This is a genomic window from Pontibacillus salipaludis, assembly GCF_014642405.1.
Lineage (GTDB): Bacteria > Bacillota > Bacilli > Bacillales > BH030062 > Pontibacillus > Pontibacillus salipaludis.
In genome coordinates this window covers 249083-268544 of the sequence record NZ_BMIN01000002.1, presented here as the reverse complement: position 1 = coordinate 268544, position 19462 = coordinate 249083, and the positions used below count along the sequence as shown (strand labels likewise).

General features: G+C 41.2%; 11 protein-coding genes. 7 read left to right on the top strand and 4 right to left on the bottom strand.

The genetic code is table 11. From position 1 onward, the window contains the following. Positions 1-540: 540 nt before the first annotated feature. The gene (locus IEW76_RS03380; RefSeq protein WP_188650928.1) at positions 541-1602 is read right to left on the bottom strand and encodes an NAD(P)/FAD-dependent oxidoreductase; all 1062 of its coding nucleotides are present in this window, start codon (positions 1600-1602) and stop codon (positions 541-543) included. A gap of 388 nt (positions 1603-1990) precedes the next feature. On the opposite strand from IEW76_RS03380, the gene glgB reads away from it, so the two are divergent. The 6 genes from glgB to IEW76_RS03350 all read left to right on the top strand — a co-directional run bounded on the left by glgB (position 1991) and on the right by IEW76_RS03350 (position 12083). After that, positions 1991-3883, top strand: coding sequence for a 1,4-alpha-glucan branching protein GlgB (gene glgB / locus IEW76_RS03375; protein ID WP_188651129.1), 1893 nt, complete (start codon positions 1991-1993; stop codon positions 3881-3883). Further along, positions 3880-5040: a glucose-1-phosphate adenylyltransferase gene (locus tag IEW76_RS03370; protein WP_188650926.1), complete on the top strand. Its 1161-nt coding sequence runs from the start codon at positions 3880-3882 to the stop codon at positions 5038-5040. Before glgB ends, IEW76_RS03370 begins: the two co-directional genes overlap by 4 nt. A gap of 15 nt (positions 5041-5055) precedes the next feature. Further along, positions 5056-6162 (top strand): glucose-1-phosphate adenylyltransferase subunit GlgD, encoded by a 1107-nt coding sequence (gene glgD / locus IEW76_RS03365; RefSeq protein ID WP_188650924.1) that lies wholly within the window; start codon positions 5056-5058, stop codon positions 6160-6162. Positions 6163-6242: 80 nt separating this feature from the next. Further along, positions 6243-7682 carry a glycogen synthase GlgA gene (gene glgA / locus IEW76_RS03360; protein ID WP_188650922.1) on the top strand — a complete coding sequence of 480 codons (1440 nt, stop codon included), beginning with the start codon at positions 6243-6245 and terminating at the stop codon, positions 7680-7682. Positions 7683-7706: 24 nt separating this feature from the next. Next, complete coding sequence (locus IEW76_RS03355; RefSeq protein ID WP_188650920.1) at positions 7707-10148, top strand: glycogen/starch/alpha-glucan phosphorylase; 2442 nt, start codon at positions 7707-7709, stop codon at positions 10146-10148. A gap of 21 nt (positions 10149-10169) precedes the next feature. Beyond that, positions 10170-12083: a glycoside hydrolase family 13 protein gene (locus tag IEW76_RS03350; RefSeq protein ID WP_188650918.1), complete on the top strand. Its 1914-nt coding sequence runs from the start codon at positions 10170-10172 to the stop codon at positions 12081-12083. Between the two features lie 130 nt (positions 12084-12213). On the opposite strand, the gene IEW76_RS03345 is transcribed toward IEW76_RS03350, so the two are convergent. Together IEW76_RS03345 and IEW76_RS03340 are read right to left on the bottom strand one after the other, a co-directional pair. Further along, a complete protein-coding gene (locus IEW76_RS03345) occupies positions 12214-13281 on the bottom strand; it encodes a DmpA family aminopeptidase (RefSeq protein ID WP_188650916.1) in 1068 nt (355 codons plus the stop codon). Positions 13282-13344: 63 nt separating this feature from the next. Then, positions 13345-14499: a DUF2515 family protein gene (locus tag IEW76_RS03340; protein WP_188650914.1), complete on the bottom strand. Its 1155-nt coding sequence runs from the start codon at positions 14497-14499 to the stop codon at positions 13345-13347. 365 nt (positions 14500-14864) lie between these two features. Here IEW76_RS03340 and IEW76_RS03335 point away from each other — a divergent pair, with 365 nt between their 5' ends. Next, on the top strand, positions 14865-18602 hold the full coding sequence (locus IEW76_RS03335) for a pullulanase (RefSeq protein ID WP_188650912.1): 3738 nt from the start codon (positions 14865-14867) through the stop codon (positions 18600-18602). Positions 18603-18640: 38 nt separating this feature from the next. Here the strand turns inward: IEW76_RS03335 and IEW76_RS03330 are convergent, their stop codons facing one another. Further along, positions 18641-19405, bottom strand: a complete 765-nt coding sequence (locus IEW76_RS03330) for a Cof-type HAD-IIB family hydrolase (RefSeq protein ID WP_373285935.1) — start codon at positions 19403-19405, stop codon at positions 18641-18643. Positions 19406-19462: the final 57 nt, after the last annotated feature.

The window sequence follows — 19462 nt, the reverse complement described above, 5'->3', positions numbered from 1 at the left end:
ATGGTCCGTTACGGAATAGAGGCTAGGGATTGCTGGGGGACAACTCGCTTTCCTGCGGGGAGCTGGTAAGCCTCCTCCTTCGCTAGCGCTCCGTGCGGGGTCTTACCTAGGCTCCTTACCCCGCGGGAGTCTCGCAGTCCCCCAGCAATCCCTGACGTTAATTGGGTAAACGGACCTTGTGTTTAGGTGCTCAAGCTGTCTTCCATATTGGGCGCGTTTCCGTCTCTCCTGATTTAGTAAAGGTGGACCTGGAAATTTCGAGCTCCTTCGAGAGAGAGCTAGACGATACCCCGAGCGAAGCGAAAGAGGAAGCTAAAAAAGAAAGAGGAGGTTCGACTAAGACTATCACATCCTGTGACAACGTCGAACGACCCCGAGTCGTGTGGGGCCGCGGAAAGTGAGTGATTTTCGAGGCCCACCTTACGCTCCATTAAAGCTAAAGGAAACATATCTCTTGATCGCAAACGAAATTCATTGAATTAAAGTAAAGATCCAAATATAAAGACGCTTAGAGTATTCTATACTCTAAGCGTCTTTATTTTAGTGGCGTCTATGAAGCCACAGTACACCTGATTTTGCGAGGCGTGGTAATAGTCCTGTTACTGGTTTTTGCATCATGTTCCCGAATCCATCTGATTTTCCTAAGGAACCAAGAGAACCTTTTAATTTAACCTCTTTTGGCTTATCCGGTTCTTTTCCGTTATAAAGGGCTAACAAAATGGCTGCAATGTGTTCCCCTTGTTGGCCTGCTAATTGGCCACTAGGAGAATAATTCGATGAAGCGCAATCCCCAACGATATAGACATTAGGTTGTTCAGGTACTTGGTAGTAATCGTTGATGATGATTTTTTCTTGCGGGTCTTTTTCGAACGGTAAGGCACGAACAAGGTGGTTAGGTCTTACACCTGCTGTCCAGATCGTGACGTCATTTACAAAGCATATGCCATTATTACATACGCCATCACGTTCTACATATTCCACATTTGCATGATGAATAACTTCTACATCATTTCGTTTGAACCAATCTTCTACATACTCTTGAATTTTTGGGTCAAAAGGACGGAGAACGGTTTCTCCTCGGTCCAATAAGCGAATATTTAAATCGGGACGACTCTCACGAATTTCAGAAGCAACTTCAATTCCGCTTAATCCCGCTCCGACTACAGCTACCTTTCCATGTGCGTTAAGGTTTCCTACTTCGAATCCGGCTTTCCTTGCCTTCTTAAACGTTTGTACACTCTGCGTATATTCAGGAGCCCCTTGTACACCGTGATAGTTGTCTTCACACCCAAGTCCAATGACGAGATCATCGTATGGAACAGGATCTGTGTGTTCACGAACGACAATTTGTTGATCATGAATATTAATCTCCATAACCTCTCCAAATACATAATCAACTTGATCATGTTCAGGAAAATCAATACGAACTTCTCTATCTGCTTTCGTCCCAGCAGCAATTGCGTAAAATTCGGTTTTAAGTGAATGGTATGGATTACGGTCTACCATTGTAATATGAACGTCTTTTGGCAACCCACCTTCAAGCAAATCTTGAAGAATCTTTAACCCACCGTAGCCGCCACCGACGATAACTAATCTTTTCATAACGAAACACCACCAATTCGTATTCACTACTAAGCTATTAGAAAACGCTTTCCCTCTTAAAGGTTATCAAAAACGAAAAAGGAAGACTAGAAAAACTATCAGAAAGTTGAAATGGAACTGTAATATTTTATTATGACGAAGAATAAAGGAACCATGATCGCTTGAATGAAGTGGTTTCAAAGCAGAAATGAGAGCGTTTCCCTATATAGTGATATAAGTAAACATTTTTCGACAAAACTTTCAGAAATTTTTAATAAATATTAATTGTAATGGACTTGGGAGGATTCTATAATAACAATAAGCATAGATTGTAAGATGTTTTACAAATAAAAAAATCCTCTTACACAGAGAGAAAAGGGTGAGTGATAGTTTGGTCACTTCGACAACCATGGATCACGATATCTACTTATTTCACCAGGGAAATCTACGTTATGCCTATCAACTTCTTGGTGCACATATGGAACAGCAAAATGGGCAAAGTGGGGTACGGTTTACAGTATGGGCGCCGAATGCGGTAGAGGTAAATGTGGTCGGAACATTTAACGACTGGGATGGACGACAACACCCTATGGAGAAATTGAATGAAAATGGCCTATGGTCTACATTCATTCCTGATTTACAGAAGGGCACCATTTATAAATACGAAATTTTAACGCCTCACGGGCATTTACAATTGAAAGCTGATCCTTATGCTTTCTCAAGCGAGTTACGCCCCAATACGGCTTCTGTTTTACATCCTCTTGAGCATTATGAGTGGAATGATCAATTGTGGATGAACGAAAGAAAAGAAACCAATCTCTATGAATCACCTATATCGATTTACGAGCTTCACCTTGGATCTTGGAAAAACATTGAACCTGAAGTGTTTTATACATATCGGGAGTACGCAGACATGGTTATTCCGTATGTGAAAGAACTTGGTTACACACACATTGAACTTCTCCCCCTTACAGAACACCCCTTCGATCGTTCATGGGGCTATCAAGCAACGGGGTATTTTGCTGTAACCTCCCGTTACGGAACACCTGATGATTTTAAATACTTTGTAGATCAATGCCATCAGAATGGGCTTGGTGTTATTTTAGATTGGGTTCCGGGTCACTTTTGTAAAGACCAGCATGGTTTACGCAGGTTTGATGGAGAACCTCTCTATGAATATAGCGACCCCAAGAAGGCTGAGAAGTCACAGTGGGGAACTCTTACATTTGATTTTGGTCGCAACGAAGTTCAAAGCTTCCTTATTTCTAATGCGATCTATTGGTTAAAAGAATATCATTTGGATGGTCTTCGCGTTGACGCAGTTGCCAGTATGCTCTATCTAAGTTTTGGTAAAGAAGATGGAGAGTGGGAGCCGAATGAGTACGGAGGAAGCGAAAACCTCGAGGCAGTGTCTTTTATCAAAAAGATGAACGAAGCCATATTTGAAGAGGTACCGAATGTCCTTATGATGGCAGAGGAATCTACTTCGTGGCCATTAGTCAGTGCACCTACTTATGTAGGAGGGCTTGGCTTTAATTATAAATGGAATATGGGCTGGATGAATGACATGTTGAAGTACATGGAGATGGATCCAATCCACAGGAAATATCATCATAACTTAATTACGTTTTCTTTGTTTTATGCTTTCTCAGAGAATTTTGTGTTGCCGATTTCTCATGATGAGGTCGTTCATGGAAAGAAATCGTTACTCAATAAAATGCCCGGAGATTATTGGCAGAAGTTTGCTAATTTACGCGCGTTCTTAGCTTATATGTACGCCCATCCAGGTAAGAAACTTTTGTTCATGGGATCGGAATTTGGTCAGTTTGATGAGTGGAAAGACTTAGAGGATCTTGATTGGGAGCTGCTCAATTTTGATGCTCATGCTTCTACTAAGCAATACATGAGTGATCTTCACAAAATTTACAATGATCATCCTGCTTTATGGGAGATGGACCATAAAGGGGAGGGTTTTGAGTGGGTTGATCCGAATAACTATGATCAAAGTATCGTCTCATTTATTCGTAATAGCCGTGCAGATGACCAGTTGGTCGTGATCTGTAACTTCACCCCAGTTGTTTATCACGATTATAAAGTAGGTGTACCAACAGAAGGAGTCTACGAAGAAATATTCACAAGTGATGCTGTTCAATATGGTGGCTCAGGTCAGGTGAATGATAGACCACTTCATACGGCTGCTATACCGTGGCAGGGTCAGGGACAACACGTCACGATGACCATCCCACCACTGGGTGTAAGCTTCTTGAAAAGAACTTCTTTACTAGAGGAGGACAAGTCTTGAAAAACAAAGAATGTGTAGCGATGTTGTTAGCTGGTGGTCAAGGTACAAGGTTAAAGTCTCTAACGAAGGAGCTGGCTAAGCCAGCTGTGTTCTTTGGTGGAAAGTATCGGATTATTGATTTCCCTTTAAGTAATTGTACGAATTCGGGGATTGATACAGTCGGTGTCCTGACCCAATATGAACCATTGGTTTTAAATCACTATCTTGGCATTGGATCACCTTGGGATTTGGATCGAAAATATGGTGGTGTTTCCGTTTTACCACCTTACATGCAAGCAGAGGGCGGTGGCTGGTACACAGGTACAGCGAATGCGATCTACCGCAATTTAAAATTTCTCCACCAGTATGATCCAGAGCATGTATTAATTCTATCAGGTGATCACATTTATACGATGGATTATTCCTTAATGCTTGATTATCATAAAGAGCAAAACGCAGATGCTACTATTTCTGTAATCGAGGTGCCTTGGGAAGAAGCAAGTCGATTCGGCATTATGAATACAAAAGAGAATGGTGACATTATAGAGTTTGATGAAAAGCCTGCTTACCCAATGAGTAACTTAGCTTCTATGGGGGTTTATATCTTTAAGTGGGATGTGTTGAAGGAGTATTTAACTGCGGATGATGCTAAATCAGATTCTTCCCATGATTTTGGAAAAGATATTATCCCTGCCTTACTACAGGACGAGAAGAAGTTAAAAGCCTATACATTTGAGGGTTATTGGAAAGATGTCGGTACAGTAGATAGCTTATGGGAAGCTAATATGGACTTACTGAAAGAAACGCCTGATTTAGATTTGAATAACTCTTCGTGGAGAATCTATTCAAAAAATCCAAATCAGCCCGCTCAGTACTTATCCTCAACATCTCGCGTCCGCAATGCGCTCATTAATGAAGGTTGTAAAATTTACGGAACAGTAGATACGTCAATCCTATTCTACGGCGTACACGTGGGAGAGGGAGCGGTTGTAAAGGATTCTGTGATTATGCCGAACGTAAAAATAGGTAAAAATGTACAAATTCACCGCGCCATTATCTCTGAGGGTAGTGTGATTGAGGATAACAGTGTGATTGGTGATCCTGCGCCAGGCAGCGAAATAACCCTTGTTGCAGAAGAAGGAAGCATTATGGCGAACAGTTATGCAATGACTCAATAAGTAGGGGGAAATGTTATGGAACGAATAGCGGGTATTATTAATTTAGATCATGAACAGGATATGCTAAATGAGTTAACTTATTTCAGGTGCGGAGCGGCCGTTCCTTTCGGTGGGCGCTATCGTATGATTGATTTCACCGTATCAAACATGACAAATTCACGTATTGAGTCTATTGCAGTATTCGCTCGTCGAAAATATCGTTCTCTAATGGATCATCTTGAACAAGGAAAAGCTTGGGATCTCGACCGCAAGCGTGGAGGATTATTCATCTTGCCACCTGATTGGAATGACCCAACTGATATATCAAAAGGTGACCTTCAGCATTATCATAATAATATCGATTTTTTACGTCGCACATCAGCAGAATATATACTCGTTTCAGGATCTCAACACATTTGTAATATCGATTTTCAGGAGGTACTGAAGGAGCATAAGGAAATGGATGCAGATGTCACCGTTATTTATAAAAAGGCCGATGAAATGATGCCTGAATATCAATTAGCTCAGAAGTTGAATATTGGTGAAGGAAACCGAGTAGAAGCCTTTCATAACGAGCATTATAATCCGAACATTTACATGGAAATGTTCCTAATTAAAAAGAGTGTGTTACAAGATTTAGTGGAGAAGGCTATTGCACATGGACATTCCCACTTTTTCCGAGATGCCATTAAAGATCAATTACCTATAATTCATGTCCACGCCTATGAATACAAAGGCGCACATGCTCTTGTAAATTCATTAGAGAGTTATTACCGAAACAGTACGAATTTATTAAAAACAGAAGAGCACGATCGTCTATTTAAAGATGATGCACCTATTCTGACAAAGGTGAAGAATGAAGCACCTTCGAAATATATGCACGGATCTGATGTGAAGAACACATTAGTCGCTAATGGATGTGTAGTAGAAGGTCATGTGGAGGATAGCATTCTCTTCAGAGGTGTAAAAGTAGGCAAGGGGGCTGTCATTAAAAACTCTGTGATTATGCAACGATGTGAAATTGCAGATCATGCAGTATTAGAAAATGTCATCCTTGATAAAGATTGCACCATCACAGAAGGCAAAACTCTTATTGGTGCACCTGAGAAGCCATTTGTTGTAGCAAAGCGCAAAACAATGTAAAAGGATAAGGCGGGGCTGCCTGGACTCCATTTCGGCAGTCCCTTTATTGTTTTCTATACATTTTAAGAGGAGTGATTAGCATGAATGTATTGATGATTGGATCAGAATGTACCCCTTTTATTAAGTCAGGAGGATTAGCTGACGTACTAGGGTCCTTGCCGCAAGCGCTGAAAGATCAAGGAGCTGATGTGCGAGTTGTGTTACCAAAGTATCAGGAGATGAAAGATGAGTGGAAAGATCAGCTAACGCTTATGGATACACTCACGATTCAACTAGGATGGCGTCAACAGTATGCGGGGATAGAATACTTAGAATATGAAGGAATTCCCGTTTATTTTATTGATAATGAGTATTACTTTAAACGTTCTAATTTATATGGATATGAGGATGAAGCGGAGCGTTTTGTTTTCTTTAATCGCGCTGTAATGGAAATGGTTCGTACCTTAGAATGGAAGCCGGAAGTTCTTCATTGCCATGATTGGCAAACGGGATTGATTCCGCTCTTTTTACACACTCACTACAAAGAAGATCCTGTATTTGAAGGTATGAAAACTGTTTTTACGATCCATAATCTTAAGTATCAAGGTATCTTCCCTCAATCCGTTCTTCATGACTTAATGGATCTGGATGAACGTTTTATGACGGTCGATGGTATCGAGTTCTTTGGGAATATTAGCTTCATGAAAGGAGCTCTAAATTTCTCAGATACGATCACAACGGTTAGTGAAACTTATGCAGAGGAGATTCAAACACCTTATTATGGGGAAAACCTAGATGAAGTACTTCGCAAACATTCTCACCGACTTACTGGCATTGTCAATGGCATTAACCTCCAAGACTATAACCCTATGAAAGATGAATCACTTGCTTTCCCGTATCGTAGTTCATTAATAAAGAAAGCTCAAAACAAAATGTGGCTTCAAGAGAAGCTGGGACTTCCGGTTGATCAAACGATTCCGATGATTGGGATTGTTTCTCGTCTAGTCGAGCAAAAAGGGTTTGATCTTATTGGAAGAATCTTAGATGAGTTGTTGGAACAAGCTGATGTTCAAATTGTGCTGTTAGGAACAGGGGAACAATATTATGAACAAATGTTTCAGTGGTTTGAACATAAGTATCCAGACAAAATTTCAGCTAACATTACATTTAGTGAATCGTTGTCTCGACAAGTGTATGCAGGGAGTGACCTCTTCTTGATGCCATCTCGTTTCGAGCCATGTGGAATTGGACAGTTGTTAGCCCTTCGTTACTTAACTGTACCGATTGTTAGAGAAACAGGTGGTCTTGTAGACACTGTTCATCCATTTAACGAGGCTACAGGTGAAGGGAATGGGTTCAGCTTCACAAACTTTAATGCACACGATATGTTATTTACCATCCGTCGCGCCATTGACATTTATCATGATCAAGCAACGTGGAAAAGTTTAATTAAGAACGTCATGAAAAGCCAATATTCCTGGGAGAATTCTGCGAAGCAATATATGGACTTATATCAATCGATGCTAAAAGTTTATGCCTAACGCATCAGAATGGAGGATCCCAGTATGTTCAGCAGTAAAGAAGAGTTTAAAGAGGTATTTGTTAAGAACCTAGAGTCTGAAACTGGTAAAACAAAGGATCAGGCAACAGAACAAGATGCATATCGTGCTTTGAGCCATTTGGTACGCGAAAGACTCCTTCAGAAATGGAAGGAAACGGAGCAAGCCTATCAAACCTCTGGTAAAAAGCAAGTCTACTATTTCTCTATGGAGTTCCTGATGGGGCGCTTACTAGGGAACAACTTACTTAATATGGGAGTATTAAACGTAGTAGAGGAAGGGCTTATGGATCTTGGTCTTACATTGCCTATCCTAGAAGAAAAAGAAGCAGACGCCGGACTTGGGAATGGTGGACTCGGTCGGTTAGCAGCTTGTTTTCTAGATTCATTAGCCTCTCTCAGATTGGCTGGACATGGAGTTGGACTCCGTTATCGAAATGGTATGTTTACACAAAGATTTGTAAACGGACAACAAGTCGAACTTCCTGATCATTGGTTACAAGATGGGTATATGTGGGAAGTAAGGCGTGATGAAGCGGCAGTAGAAGTGCAATTTGGTGGAGAAATTGAGTCATATGAAGACAAGGATGGCGATCTCCATTTTACTTATAAAAATAGCCAAAGCATCCGAGCGGTTCCTTATGATCTTCCTGTAGTAGGGTACGAGGAAAAATCCGTGAACACGCTTCGTTTGTGGAGTGCAGAGCCTGCGGAAGAAGATTTGTTAAACAAGGCCCAAATCGAACAGGCACACGGAAACTTTATTGGTCATCAACGTGATTTAGAAGAAATTACTTCCTTCCTTTATCCAGACGACTCCCATGAAGAGGGGAAGAAATTGCGCTTAAAGCAGGAATACTTCCTTGTCTCTGCTGGGTTACAAAGCATTATAGCTCAATTTGAAGAGTTAGATCTTCCTTGGACTGACTTCAGTGAGAGAGTTGCTTTGCATATAAATGATACTCACCCCGCACTAATTGTGCCGGAACTGATGAGAATCTTTATGGATGTTAAGGGATTAGGATGGGAAGAGGCATGGTCGATCACCCAATCTTCTGTCTCTTATACAAATCACACGACTCTAAGTGAAGCACTTGAAACATGGCCAGTTGATGTCATACGTACATTAGTACCGAGGATCTTTATGATTATTGAAGAGATCAATGAGCGTTTTTGTCAATCATTATGGGAACAAGACCCAGGAGACTTCGACCGAATTGCTCAACTCGCTATTATTGCAGATGGGACCGTCAAAATGGCCCATTTATCCATAGTTGGGAGTCATAGTGTTAATGGTGTCGCTCGTCTCCATACAGATATTCTAAAGAAACGTGAAATGAAAGCTTTTTATGAAGCATTTCCGGAGCGGTTTAATAATAAAACGAATGGGATCACACATCGCAGGTGGTTGCTTCACGCGAATCCATCTCTTTCTGAACTCATTACCAATACGGTAGGAGAAGGGTGGAAACGTCAACCGAATCGGATGAAGGAGCTATTAGCATATCGGGAAGATGGGACTTTTTTAGATGAATTGCATCAGATCAAACAGCAGAATAAGGTCAATCTAGCTCAATGGATTGAGAAGGATCACGGGATTGCAGTAAATCCGGATTCTATTTTTGACGTTCATATAAAACGACTTCATGGATACAAGCGTCAATTACTAAATGCTCTTCATATTATGCATCTATATAACGAACTAAAGGCAAATCCTTCAAAAGAAATGACGCCAAGGACATTTATTTTTGGGGCGAAGGCGGCTCCGGGGTACTATTTTGCTAAAAAAGTTATAAAACTAATTAATACCATTGCTGAAGTGGTGAACCATGACCCTGATACAAAAGATACGATCAAAGTCGTCTTTATGGAGGATTACTCAGTATCGTTAGCTGAAAAGATTATACCTGCAACGAATGTTAGTGAACAAATCTCTACAGCTAGCAAAGAGGCTTCTGGTACAGGAAATATGAAGCTTATGATGAACGGAGCTCTTACGCTTGGTACGATGGATGGAGCTAATGTAGAGATTCATGAAGCGGTTGGGAACGATGCCATTTATACCTTTGGGCTTAGCTCTGAAGAAGTGCTCAGCTACTACCAAACAGGCATTTACGATGCCATGGAGATGTATAACCATGACAAACGGATTCGTCGCGTTGTGGACCAACTTTATCACTATAGTCCTTTCTCAAAAGGAGATACTACGTTCCATGAGCTATATCATGCTTTAATCACACATAACGACGAGTACTTCTTGCTAAAAGATTTCAATAGCTATGTGGCAGCTCAAGAAGAGATTAGCCATGATTACTTGAATCAACGAAAGTGGAATGAAATGAGTTTACTGAACATTGCTCATTCCGGTGCGTTTTCAAGTGACTATACCATTCAGAACTATGCAGATGATATATGGAAGATCAGTGAAGCAAAAATGCTGAATGGATAGGTTCTGGGGGAGGGAGTCCAGGTGAAGCATTTGGATATATTTCATAACAGTTTTGATACAGTTTATCGTGATCCTTTTGGTGCAGCGCCAAAAGGATCACATGTAAAGTTAAGTATTGATGTTCATCACCGCCAACACGTATCAAAAGTGAGTCTTCACTATATTTATGATCAAACGAATGAAGAACATGTAACGGAGATGGACGTATATAGTGAGGAACATCAGTTTAGTGGGTTTGAAGTGACCATTACAATGCCTGAAGAGCCTCAACTAGTTTGGTATTACTTTGAAATCGAAACAGAAGATCACTCTTTATATTATGGTCGTAAAAGTGCCGAAGAAAGTGGAGAAGGTATGGTGTATGGGGAGAATCCCCCTTCTTGGCAAATCACCGTTTATGACCCCTCCTATCAAACACCAGACTGGTGGAAAAACGCTACTATGTATCAAATATTTCCTGATCGATTTCATGCGTCTGGAGATATTGAAATGGCGAGAGCCCCTAAAACAAGCCTTGTTCATGCTCATTGGGATAATGCCCCTTACTATATTCGTAATGAGAGAAGAGAGGTTGTGAGATGGGATTTCTTTGGAGGAAATCTGAGGGGAATTATCAATAAACTGGACTATATTGAATCTCTCGGTGTAACGGTCCTTTACTTGAATCCGATTTTTGAAGCGGAAAGTAACCATCGCTATGACACAGGAGATTATCATAAAATTGACCCTCTCTTAGGGACGAAAGAAGATTTTGAAGACTTGATTCGAGAGGGGAAAGCTCGGGGTATTGAAATTATGCTCGATGGCGTATTCAGCCATACAGGCAGCAATAGCATCTATTTTAATCAGCGTGGAGAATATGATTCAGTTGGAGCCTATCAATCTAAGGAATCCCCCTATTATTCTTGGTATACGTTTCACCAGTATCCAGATGAATATGATGCCTGGTGGGGGGTGGGAACGTTACCAACTCTGAATAAAGAAGATGAGAGTTATCAGCATTTTCTTGTTCATGATAAGGATAGCGTAATCAGAACGTGGCAACGATCAGGAATGAATCATTGGCGTTTAGATGTAGCGGATGAGTTAACGGATGATCTAATCCGGATGATCTATCAAGAGCTAAAAACTCATCAACCTGACAGTGTTCTTTTAGGAGAAGTATGGGAAGATGCATCGAACAAAACTGCATATGGAAAGCGGAGAGATTATTTTCTTGGAGGCGTCTTGGACTCTGTTATGAATTACCCCTTGCGAGCACTGATGCTCGATTTTATTCGTGGTGAGATGGACGCCATTGCACTGCATACCCGTCTTGTTACATTGCGGGAACACTATCCAAAAGAATATTTTTATGCTGTGATGAACATGCTCTCAAGCCATGATGTAGAACGGATAAAAACCTTACTAGAAGAAGCGTTACCAGTACCTTCAGATGGTGAGAAGGATGCTTTAATCGTTAAACAGCTTAAAGCTTTGAGCTTATGGCTCTACACATTTCCAGGGGTGCCCTCATTGTATTATGGAGACGAAGCAGGTTTAACTGGAGGCGAAGATCCGGATAATCGAAAACCCTATCCATGGGGACGAGAAGATCAAGATCTTCTAAACTGGTACAAAATGATGGGATCTGTTAGAGGTGAACACCAAGCTCTTCGAACAGGGGATTGGATTTCAAATGCCCCGGATCCGGACGTCTACACGTTTGTTCGCTCAATTGAAAATGGAGTAGATGAATTCGGAACGGAAGCATCAGATGAAGAGATGATGTTTGTTTTTAATCGAAATATAAACGAAGCTAAATCAATAAACGTACCTGCTAAAAAGGGAAGATGGCAGGATATTATCCATAAATCTGTGTATAAAACGAAAGGGAATACATTATCCCTAACCCTATCATCTAGCGAATGTATGCTACTGAGACGTTTGCATTGATCTAAGCCCTGTTATATTCACAACAAGTTAGGAAGCTTTTCTTCTTTAATCGTTCAACATAAAAACGACCAGGGTCGAGTACTGGTCGTTTTTATATGTTTATGGTGACTGATTCAGTAAGGTAACTAGACTATTCTTCGAAGGTAAGTCCATACCGTCCCATAGCCTCTATGAGAGACATAGCTACACGCCCGTCTCGCATGGTTGTCGTTTCTGCTGTAACGAGTGCATTGAGTATGGCTTCTTCTGTTGCTTCTCCAACCGCCCTGAAAGCAGGATTTAAATCTTCTTCGTGTATAGAAGGTATGGATATAGGTTCGATTGGTTTTTCGTGAGGGATCTTCGTGGCTGTGGAAAATCCAATGGCAATATCCCCGCTCCCGTGAGCAATGGTTGAGCCTGTTCTGGCTAGGCCAGTACTCGTGCGTTTAATAAGTCTATTTAACTGGCGGTCTGTAACCGGGAGATCTGTAGCGACAATGATCATAATAGATCCTCGATCAGGTTCATTTGGAGAATGGCTCAGGTGGTCATGTATGGAGTGTCCAACGGGAGTGCCGCTCACGTTCAAATCCTCCATTTGACCAAAATTAGCTAGAACGAGGACGCCTATTGTATATGTTCCATGCGTAAGGTCAATGAGGCGGGATGAGGTTCCAATGCCACCTTTTAAGCCATAACATACCATTCCGCGCCCAGCCCCAATTGCTCCTTCCTCGAATGTGGCAGATGCTTTGTTAATGGCTTCATACACATGTTCACTTGTAACCGCCGATTCTCGTATATGATTAATGAGCATGTCATTACATTCCCCTACCACAGGGTTCACGGTTCCCGTTGTTCGACCAATCGCTTTATTATGCTCTACTATGTATTTTGTAAGCCCCTCAGTAGCTGCCCCAACACTTAACGTGTTCGTTAATAAAATGGGAGTCTCGAGAGTCCCTAACTCATTTAATTGGACAGTTCCTACTGTTTTACCAAACCCGTTAAGGACATATGAAGATGCGATTAGTTTCTCTTGAAACGTGTTTCCCTGGTGCGGCATAATCGCCGTTACACCTGTTTTCCACTCTTGATCATCGATGGTAGCATGACCCACCGTAACCCCGGCTACATCTGTTATACTATTGTTCTTCCCCGCTTCTAAACGACCGATCTTTACTCCGTAATCACGTATCCTTTTTTTGCAATGCAAAGACTCACTTCCTTTATCATGCTTTCCTTACCCCTTCTTCATTACTTATTAAAATCCTTTATTTCAATTTTTACGATGAAAAATAATCTGCTTAGCTGCTACAGCCAGTTCAATTTTACTCAGTGCTTCACAATGAGCTTCTTTCATGTTTTCTTCTGTTGAAGTAGGAGGGGTAAGTAAAGGTGAAGCAAGGTCCCAATGAGTAAACCAATCATCTGGAGAGGATGGGGAATGGTCTATTATTTCCCAGGCTATGTTTAAAGGTGGGCTGTATATACGAGTAGCTCCTTTGCGTATTCGGCAGCGTTCAAGTTTAATGGAAAGTTTTCCTGGAGGTGATTCCCGAACGGTATGGAAAAGGTGCGGCCAATAATCTTTTCGTGATCCGGTGTGAGGGTGTTTCTCTGCCCAATGAACAATTGAGCGTAACCGCTTAGAGTTGGAGAAAAGAGTTGCATAAAGCTCTTTTCCAAAATTGATACGACTTGAAATGGAAGCGAATTGATGAACGGTATGTCCACTAAAATGAATTTCGTTTTGTTTCCTCTTATTTGCAAATGGGAATAAAATCTGAGTTAAACCGAGCCATTCTTGTATTTTAAAATCTATTGTATCTAAAACGGCTTGTTTAAAAAAAGGGTTATGAATTACCCTTTTCTCGATATAATGCTGTTCATTCATAATAAGTGCAGTAGACAAGGTGGAACGGTCTTGTTTATCTAAAAAATAGTTCCAGATCGGTTCCATAAATCGGGATACGTTAAAGTGTGATAGTAAATGGAATAAGGACTGATTGTGTTGGAGGCTGTAGTGATAGAGAAGGAGTTGAGGATAAGCATCTTGGAAGATTAGCCAATTTGCTCGTTCTAAAAGCCTGAAGTAGTTCTTTTGTTCTTTCTCTGAAAGGAGTTTAGACAGCCATTCTCCCTTTAAATCGGTCATACTCCAACCACTGTTTCTTGAAACAAGATGAGCTAACAATGCCCACTCAATTTCGGGGTAGGTGTTATAAAATGCGAGATACTTATTCGTTCTAGTAATATTCGATTCATTGTGAATTTGAGTAGATCGAGTGATCTCTTTCACAATATCTCGTTCAAATGCTGTTAAAGGTGGAACAGAATTGTGTAGCAGCTCGTCTTTGATTGTCTTCGTTTTAAGCGCATTCATCAATTCCTTATTAGAGTCTTTAGGTTGTGTTTTCCATATTGCAAACAAAGAGATCTCCCCCTATAAACAGTTGCTATTCCATATGTATGGCGATATTTAAAAAACATGATTAAAACTATTCTGTGAGCCAAATATACTAGTTGGTAGTCAAAAGTAGGATTTACAACAAACTTATATTTTGGTTTAATATGGATAACTTTATAGCATCGCTCCTGCTCTAGTAATAGATTCAGATCACATATTACTAGTTTTTAATCCACTTTTATGCAAACGCTTTCACTTTATTTGCATTAAACTATTTTTGTCACTGTCTTAATCTTGTAGATCGTGAAGGCGAACGATCGCTTTAAATGAAAGCGATTGCGCAAGGGCGCCGTTATAAGGAAATTCGTTCATGAGGAAGGGGAGGCTTTATGAAGAAAGCTTTCAGAATAGGGATTGTAGCGGTTTTGCTTCTAAGTATGGCATTAACACCAGGAGTTACATACGCTGTGACAGACGCAGATGGTCATTGGGGTGAATCAGGAAGTGAACGATGGGACTCAAAAGGAGATCATCACTTAGTAACACGTGCAGAATTTTATCATATTTTGAATCACACCTTTCAATTTACGGAAACGGCTGAAATTCCATTTAATGATGTAAAAGGGGACTGGGACGAGGGTGTGGTATCAAAAGCACTTGCGGCTGGTTATGTGGAAGATACAACAAAGCCTACTATTCGTCCCAATCAACCCATTTCAAGAGAAGAATTTGCGAAAGTGATAGCAAATGTTCTCGAAATGGAAACAGAAGGAAAAGGTGAATCTATTACGTTCAAAGATAAGAAGCAAATGAGCACAGAAACACTCGAAGCGGTTGGGGCAATGGTAGAAGCGGGATATATGGAAGGAGTTAGCAAAAACAAGTTTCACCTTTCTAAAAAGGTATCAAAAGATCAATTCACGATCGTGTTTAATCGCATCTTTGAGGAAGTCTACAGTGAGCCAGGGGCTTACGCAGATCAAACAATAGAGGGTAATCTATTGGTGGCTTCAAATGACCTTTCATTTAAAAATAGTATCGTAAAAGGAAACCTTTATCTTGCCCAAAGTGTCCCGGCTCCAAATGGGCTAGTAGTAGAGGGAGATATCATTAGAGTGGGGCCAGGAGATTACGAGGAACAATCAGAAGTACCTGAAGGCACGCTTCGTATCCACTTCCAGAATGATCAGGAATCGTATGAAGACTTAGGTGTGTGGGTATGGAATGATGTTGCTTCACCGACAGAAAATTGGCCTAAAGGAGCTCTTTCTTTTGAAGGAACAGATGAATACGGCGCATATGTGGATATTAAATTAAAAGAAAATGCGCAAAATGTTGGTTTCTTAGTCGTAAATCGGGTAAGTGGAGAGAAACAGCTAGAAGATCAGAGCGTACAACTTACAACGCCCGATAAGAATGAAGTATGGGTGCAACAAGGAGGAAAAAAGGTGCTCCCTTATGAACCGGTAGAACTTGAGGAAAATGAGGTACGCATTCATTACGTTCGAGAAGATGAGACGTATGACAATTTAGGCATTTGGATTTGGGAAGATGTTAAAGAGCCAAGTGAAGATTGGCCAGTGGGTGCCTTATCATTTGATGGAGTGGATGAATACGGTGCTTATGTTGACGTTACGTTGAAAGAAGATGCTAAAGAATTAGGTTTTCTTGTACTAGATAAGGAAAGTGGAGAGAAAGAGGCGGGAGATAAGGTGTTCTCCTTACTTGATCAATATAATCGCCTTTGGATCCAAGAAGGGGATAATACAGTTTATACCTCTCCTTATTGGGAAACCCCAACAGGACTTGTATCAGCTGAGGTACTCTCACAAGAGAAACTTCTGTTACGTTATACAATGACGAAGGGGCTAACAGAAGGTCAGTTACAAGAAGCGATTACTGTAGTTGATAAGGAAGGTGAGGACGTACCGGTTGATGGGGTCACAATCGTCGATGAGACAACCGTAGAACTGAACGTTTCCATTACACCTGACATGGCTCCATTCGAAGTTACGTATGCTGGTCGTACAGTCTCAGCAGATGTAGGTTGGCGAATGATCGATGAACTTTATTCCTATGATGGGAATGACCTTGGTGCATCGTATCACGAAGGTGATGCCACATTGAAGCTCTGGGCACCAACAGCAAGTAACGTCGTTGCAACGTTTTATGATAAAGAGAATTGGGATGAATCAATTGGTCAGATGCCTCTTACAAAAGGAGAAAAAGGCGTTTGGATGGTAGATGCAAAAGCATCTGATTTAGGGGTAGAGGACCTTAGAGGTTACTATTACCAATATGAGGTTACGAACAATGGAGAAACGAAAACCGTTTTGGACCCTTATGCCAAGTCCATGGCTCCATTTACCGTAAATACGAAAGGAGAAGCGGGACCAGACGGGGACAAGACAGGGAAAGCGGCTATTGTTGATTTAAGTCAGACAAACCCTGAGAACTTTACCCATGCAGATATTCCGGGCTTCAAGAAGCGAGAAGATGCAGTGATATGGGAAGTGCATGTAAGGGACTTCACGTCTGACCCATCTATTTCAGATGAGTTAGACAATCAGTGGGGCACATTTAATTCCTTCACTGAAAAGTTAGAGTATGTGAAGTCATTAGGTGTGACACACGTCCAAATTCTACCTGTAATGGCTTGGTACTACGGGGATGAAACAGCAATGGATGAGCGAGAGCTCGACTATTCTGCAGCGAATAATTCATACAACTGGGGGTATGATCCTCATAGCTACTTTTCACCTGATGGAGCTTACTCTGAAAACCCTGCAAATCCAGAGCAAAGAGTGAAAGAGCTAAAGCAGATGATTCACGAAATTCATGAAGCAGACATGGGTGTCGTTTTAGATGTTGTATACACCCATATGGCAAAATCCGACTTTCTAAACGATATTGTTCCAGGATATTATTTCTATCAGGATAGCGATGGGAACTTTATTGGAGGATTTGGGAACAATTTAGCAGCGAATCATAAGATGGCTGAGAAGCTAATGGTTGATTCTGTGAAATACTGGTTCGATGAATATAAAATCGATGGAATGCGATTTGATATGATGGGAGATGCCTATAATGAATCGATCCAGAATGCTTATAATGCAGCAGCAGAAATTAATCCTGATGCCCTCTTCATTGGTGAAGGATGGAGAACCTTTGGTGGTGCAAAAGCAGAACCAGCGCTAGAAGGGCAAGGTGCAGACCAGGACTGGATGGATGAAACAAATGATGTTGGAGTATTCTCAGATGAAATGCGTAACGAATTGAAGTCCGGATTCGGTTCAGAAGGAGAACCGCGTTTTATCACAGGTGGTGCTCGTTCGATCGATACAATCTTTAACAATATCAAAGGCCAGCCATCCAATACACCAGCGGATGATCCGGGTGATATGGTGCAATATATAGCAGCCCACGACAACCTGCCTCTTTATGATGTGATTGCGCAGTCCATTCAAAAGGACCCAAGCGTTCCAGAAAATCATGAAGAGATTCATAAGCGTATTCGTCTAGGGAATACGATGGTATTAACATCACAAGGCACTGCGTTCCTTCATGCCGGCCAAGAGTATGGAAGAACAAAACAGTGGTTTGGGGAAGGAGTACCTGAACAGAAGTATCACGAGCTTACAGATGAAGAGGGGAACTCGTTTGGGTACTTTATCCATGATTCCTATGATTCATCTGACGCCATTAATATGTTCAACTGGGCTAAAGCTACAAACGAAGAAGAGTATCCAGTGAGTACAACAACAAGAGATTTTACAGCTGGATTAGTTAAATTGCGTCAGTCTTCAAACGCTTTTCGATTAGGTGAAATGGAACTGGTGAATGAGAATGTAACAAGGATTGCTGCACCTGAAATCCAGGATGAAGATTTAGTTGTGGCATACAAAGCTCAATCAACAGATGGTACCGGATCCTATTATGTCTTTGTGAATGCAGATAGCGAGACACGAAACCTTACGTTAGATACAGATCTAACAAAAGGCACAGTTTTAGTTGACAACGACGAAGCAGGAATTCGAAAAGTACAGAGTCCGAGTGGATTTGAATTAGCAAGTGATTCTATTACGTTAGATCCATTAACGTCTGTGATTGTGAAAGTAGATGAATAAAAGAAAAAGCCAACACCTTCGTGGTGTTGGCTTTTGTGTTATTGGTTTAAAACATGCTCAATTGCCTTGGCCACACCATCTTCTTTATTGGTGCTTGTCACCCACTGGGCTTCCTGTTTAACGATGTCCTGAGCGTTCCCCATAGCTACACCGTATCCAGCCTCGCGAATCATAGCCAGATCATTAACGCTGTCTCCGACTGCCATCACTTGATCCATGGTTAAATCTAACCAGTCTGTCACTTTTCGGAGCGCAGTAGCTTTATTAATCCCTGCTGGGTTGACCTCAATATTCGTAGGACTTGAATTCGTAACTTCAAACGCGTCATTGTTCTCTAATTCGCTTAGAATCGTTTCTCTAAGTTCAGGGTCCTCAAACTCAAACCCATATTTCAGCCATTCATAATCTTCAACTTCCTTTTCAAAGGGTTCATGACTGTTGAAGCGTCCTTCTACAGTGGAAGACCAGAAAAATGCGTTGTGCTTATTGGTCAAGTCCCATAGGTGTCGAACATCCTTGCCACTTAAAGGATTCCGTTCCACAAGGTTGAAGCCTTCATCATAAATCTCACCGCCGTTAATGGTAATAAGATATGCGGATTCACCCAGCGGTTCAATAACCTCTTTGCAATTAGGTAAAGAACGGCCCGTACTAATAACAACGTGGATTCCTTTTTGTTTTGCCTCGTGAATAGCCTGTTTGTTCGCTTCAGAAATTTCATGGTTCGGACTTAACAAAGTCCCGTCCATATCTAAAGCGATTAATTTGATGTCTTTATGTTCCATTGTAACGCCTCCTATCATAGCCCTTTCATTTTAATACAAAACAATACAAAGGAGAACCTTGGGTGTTAGTTTGCT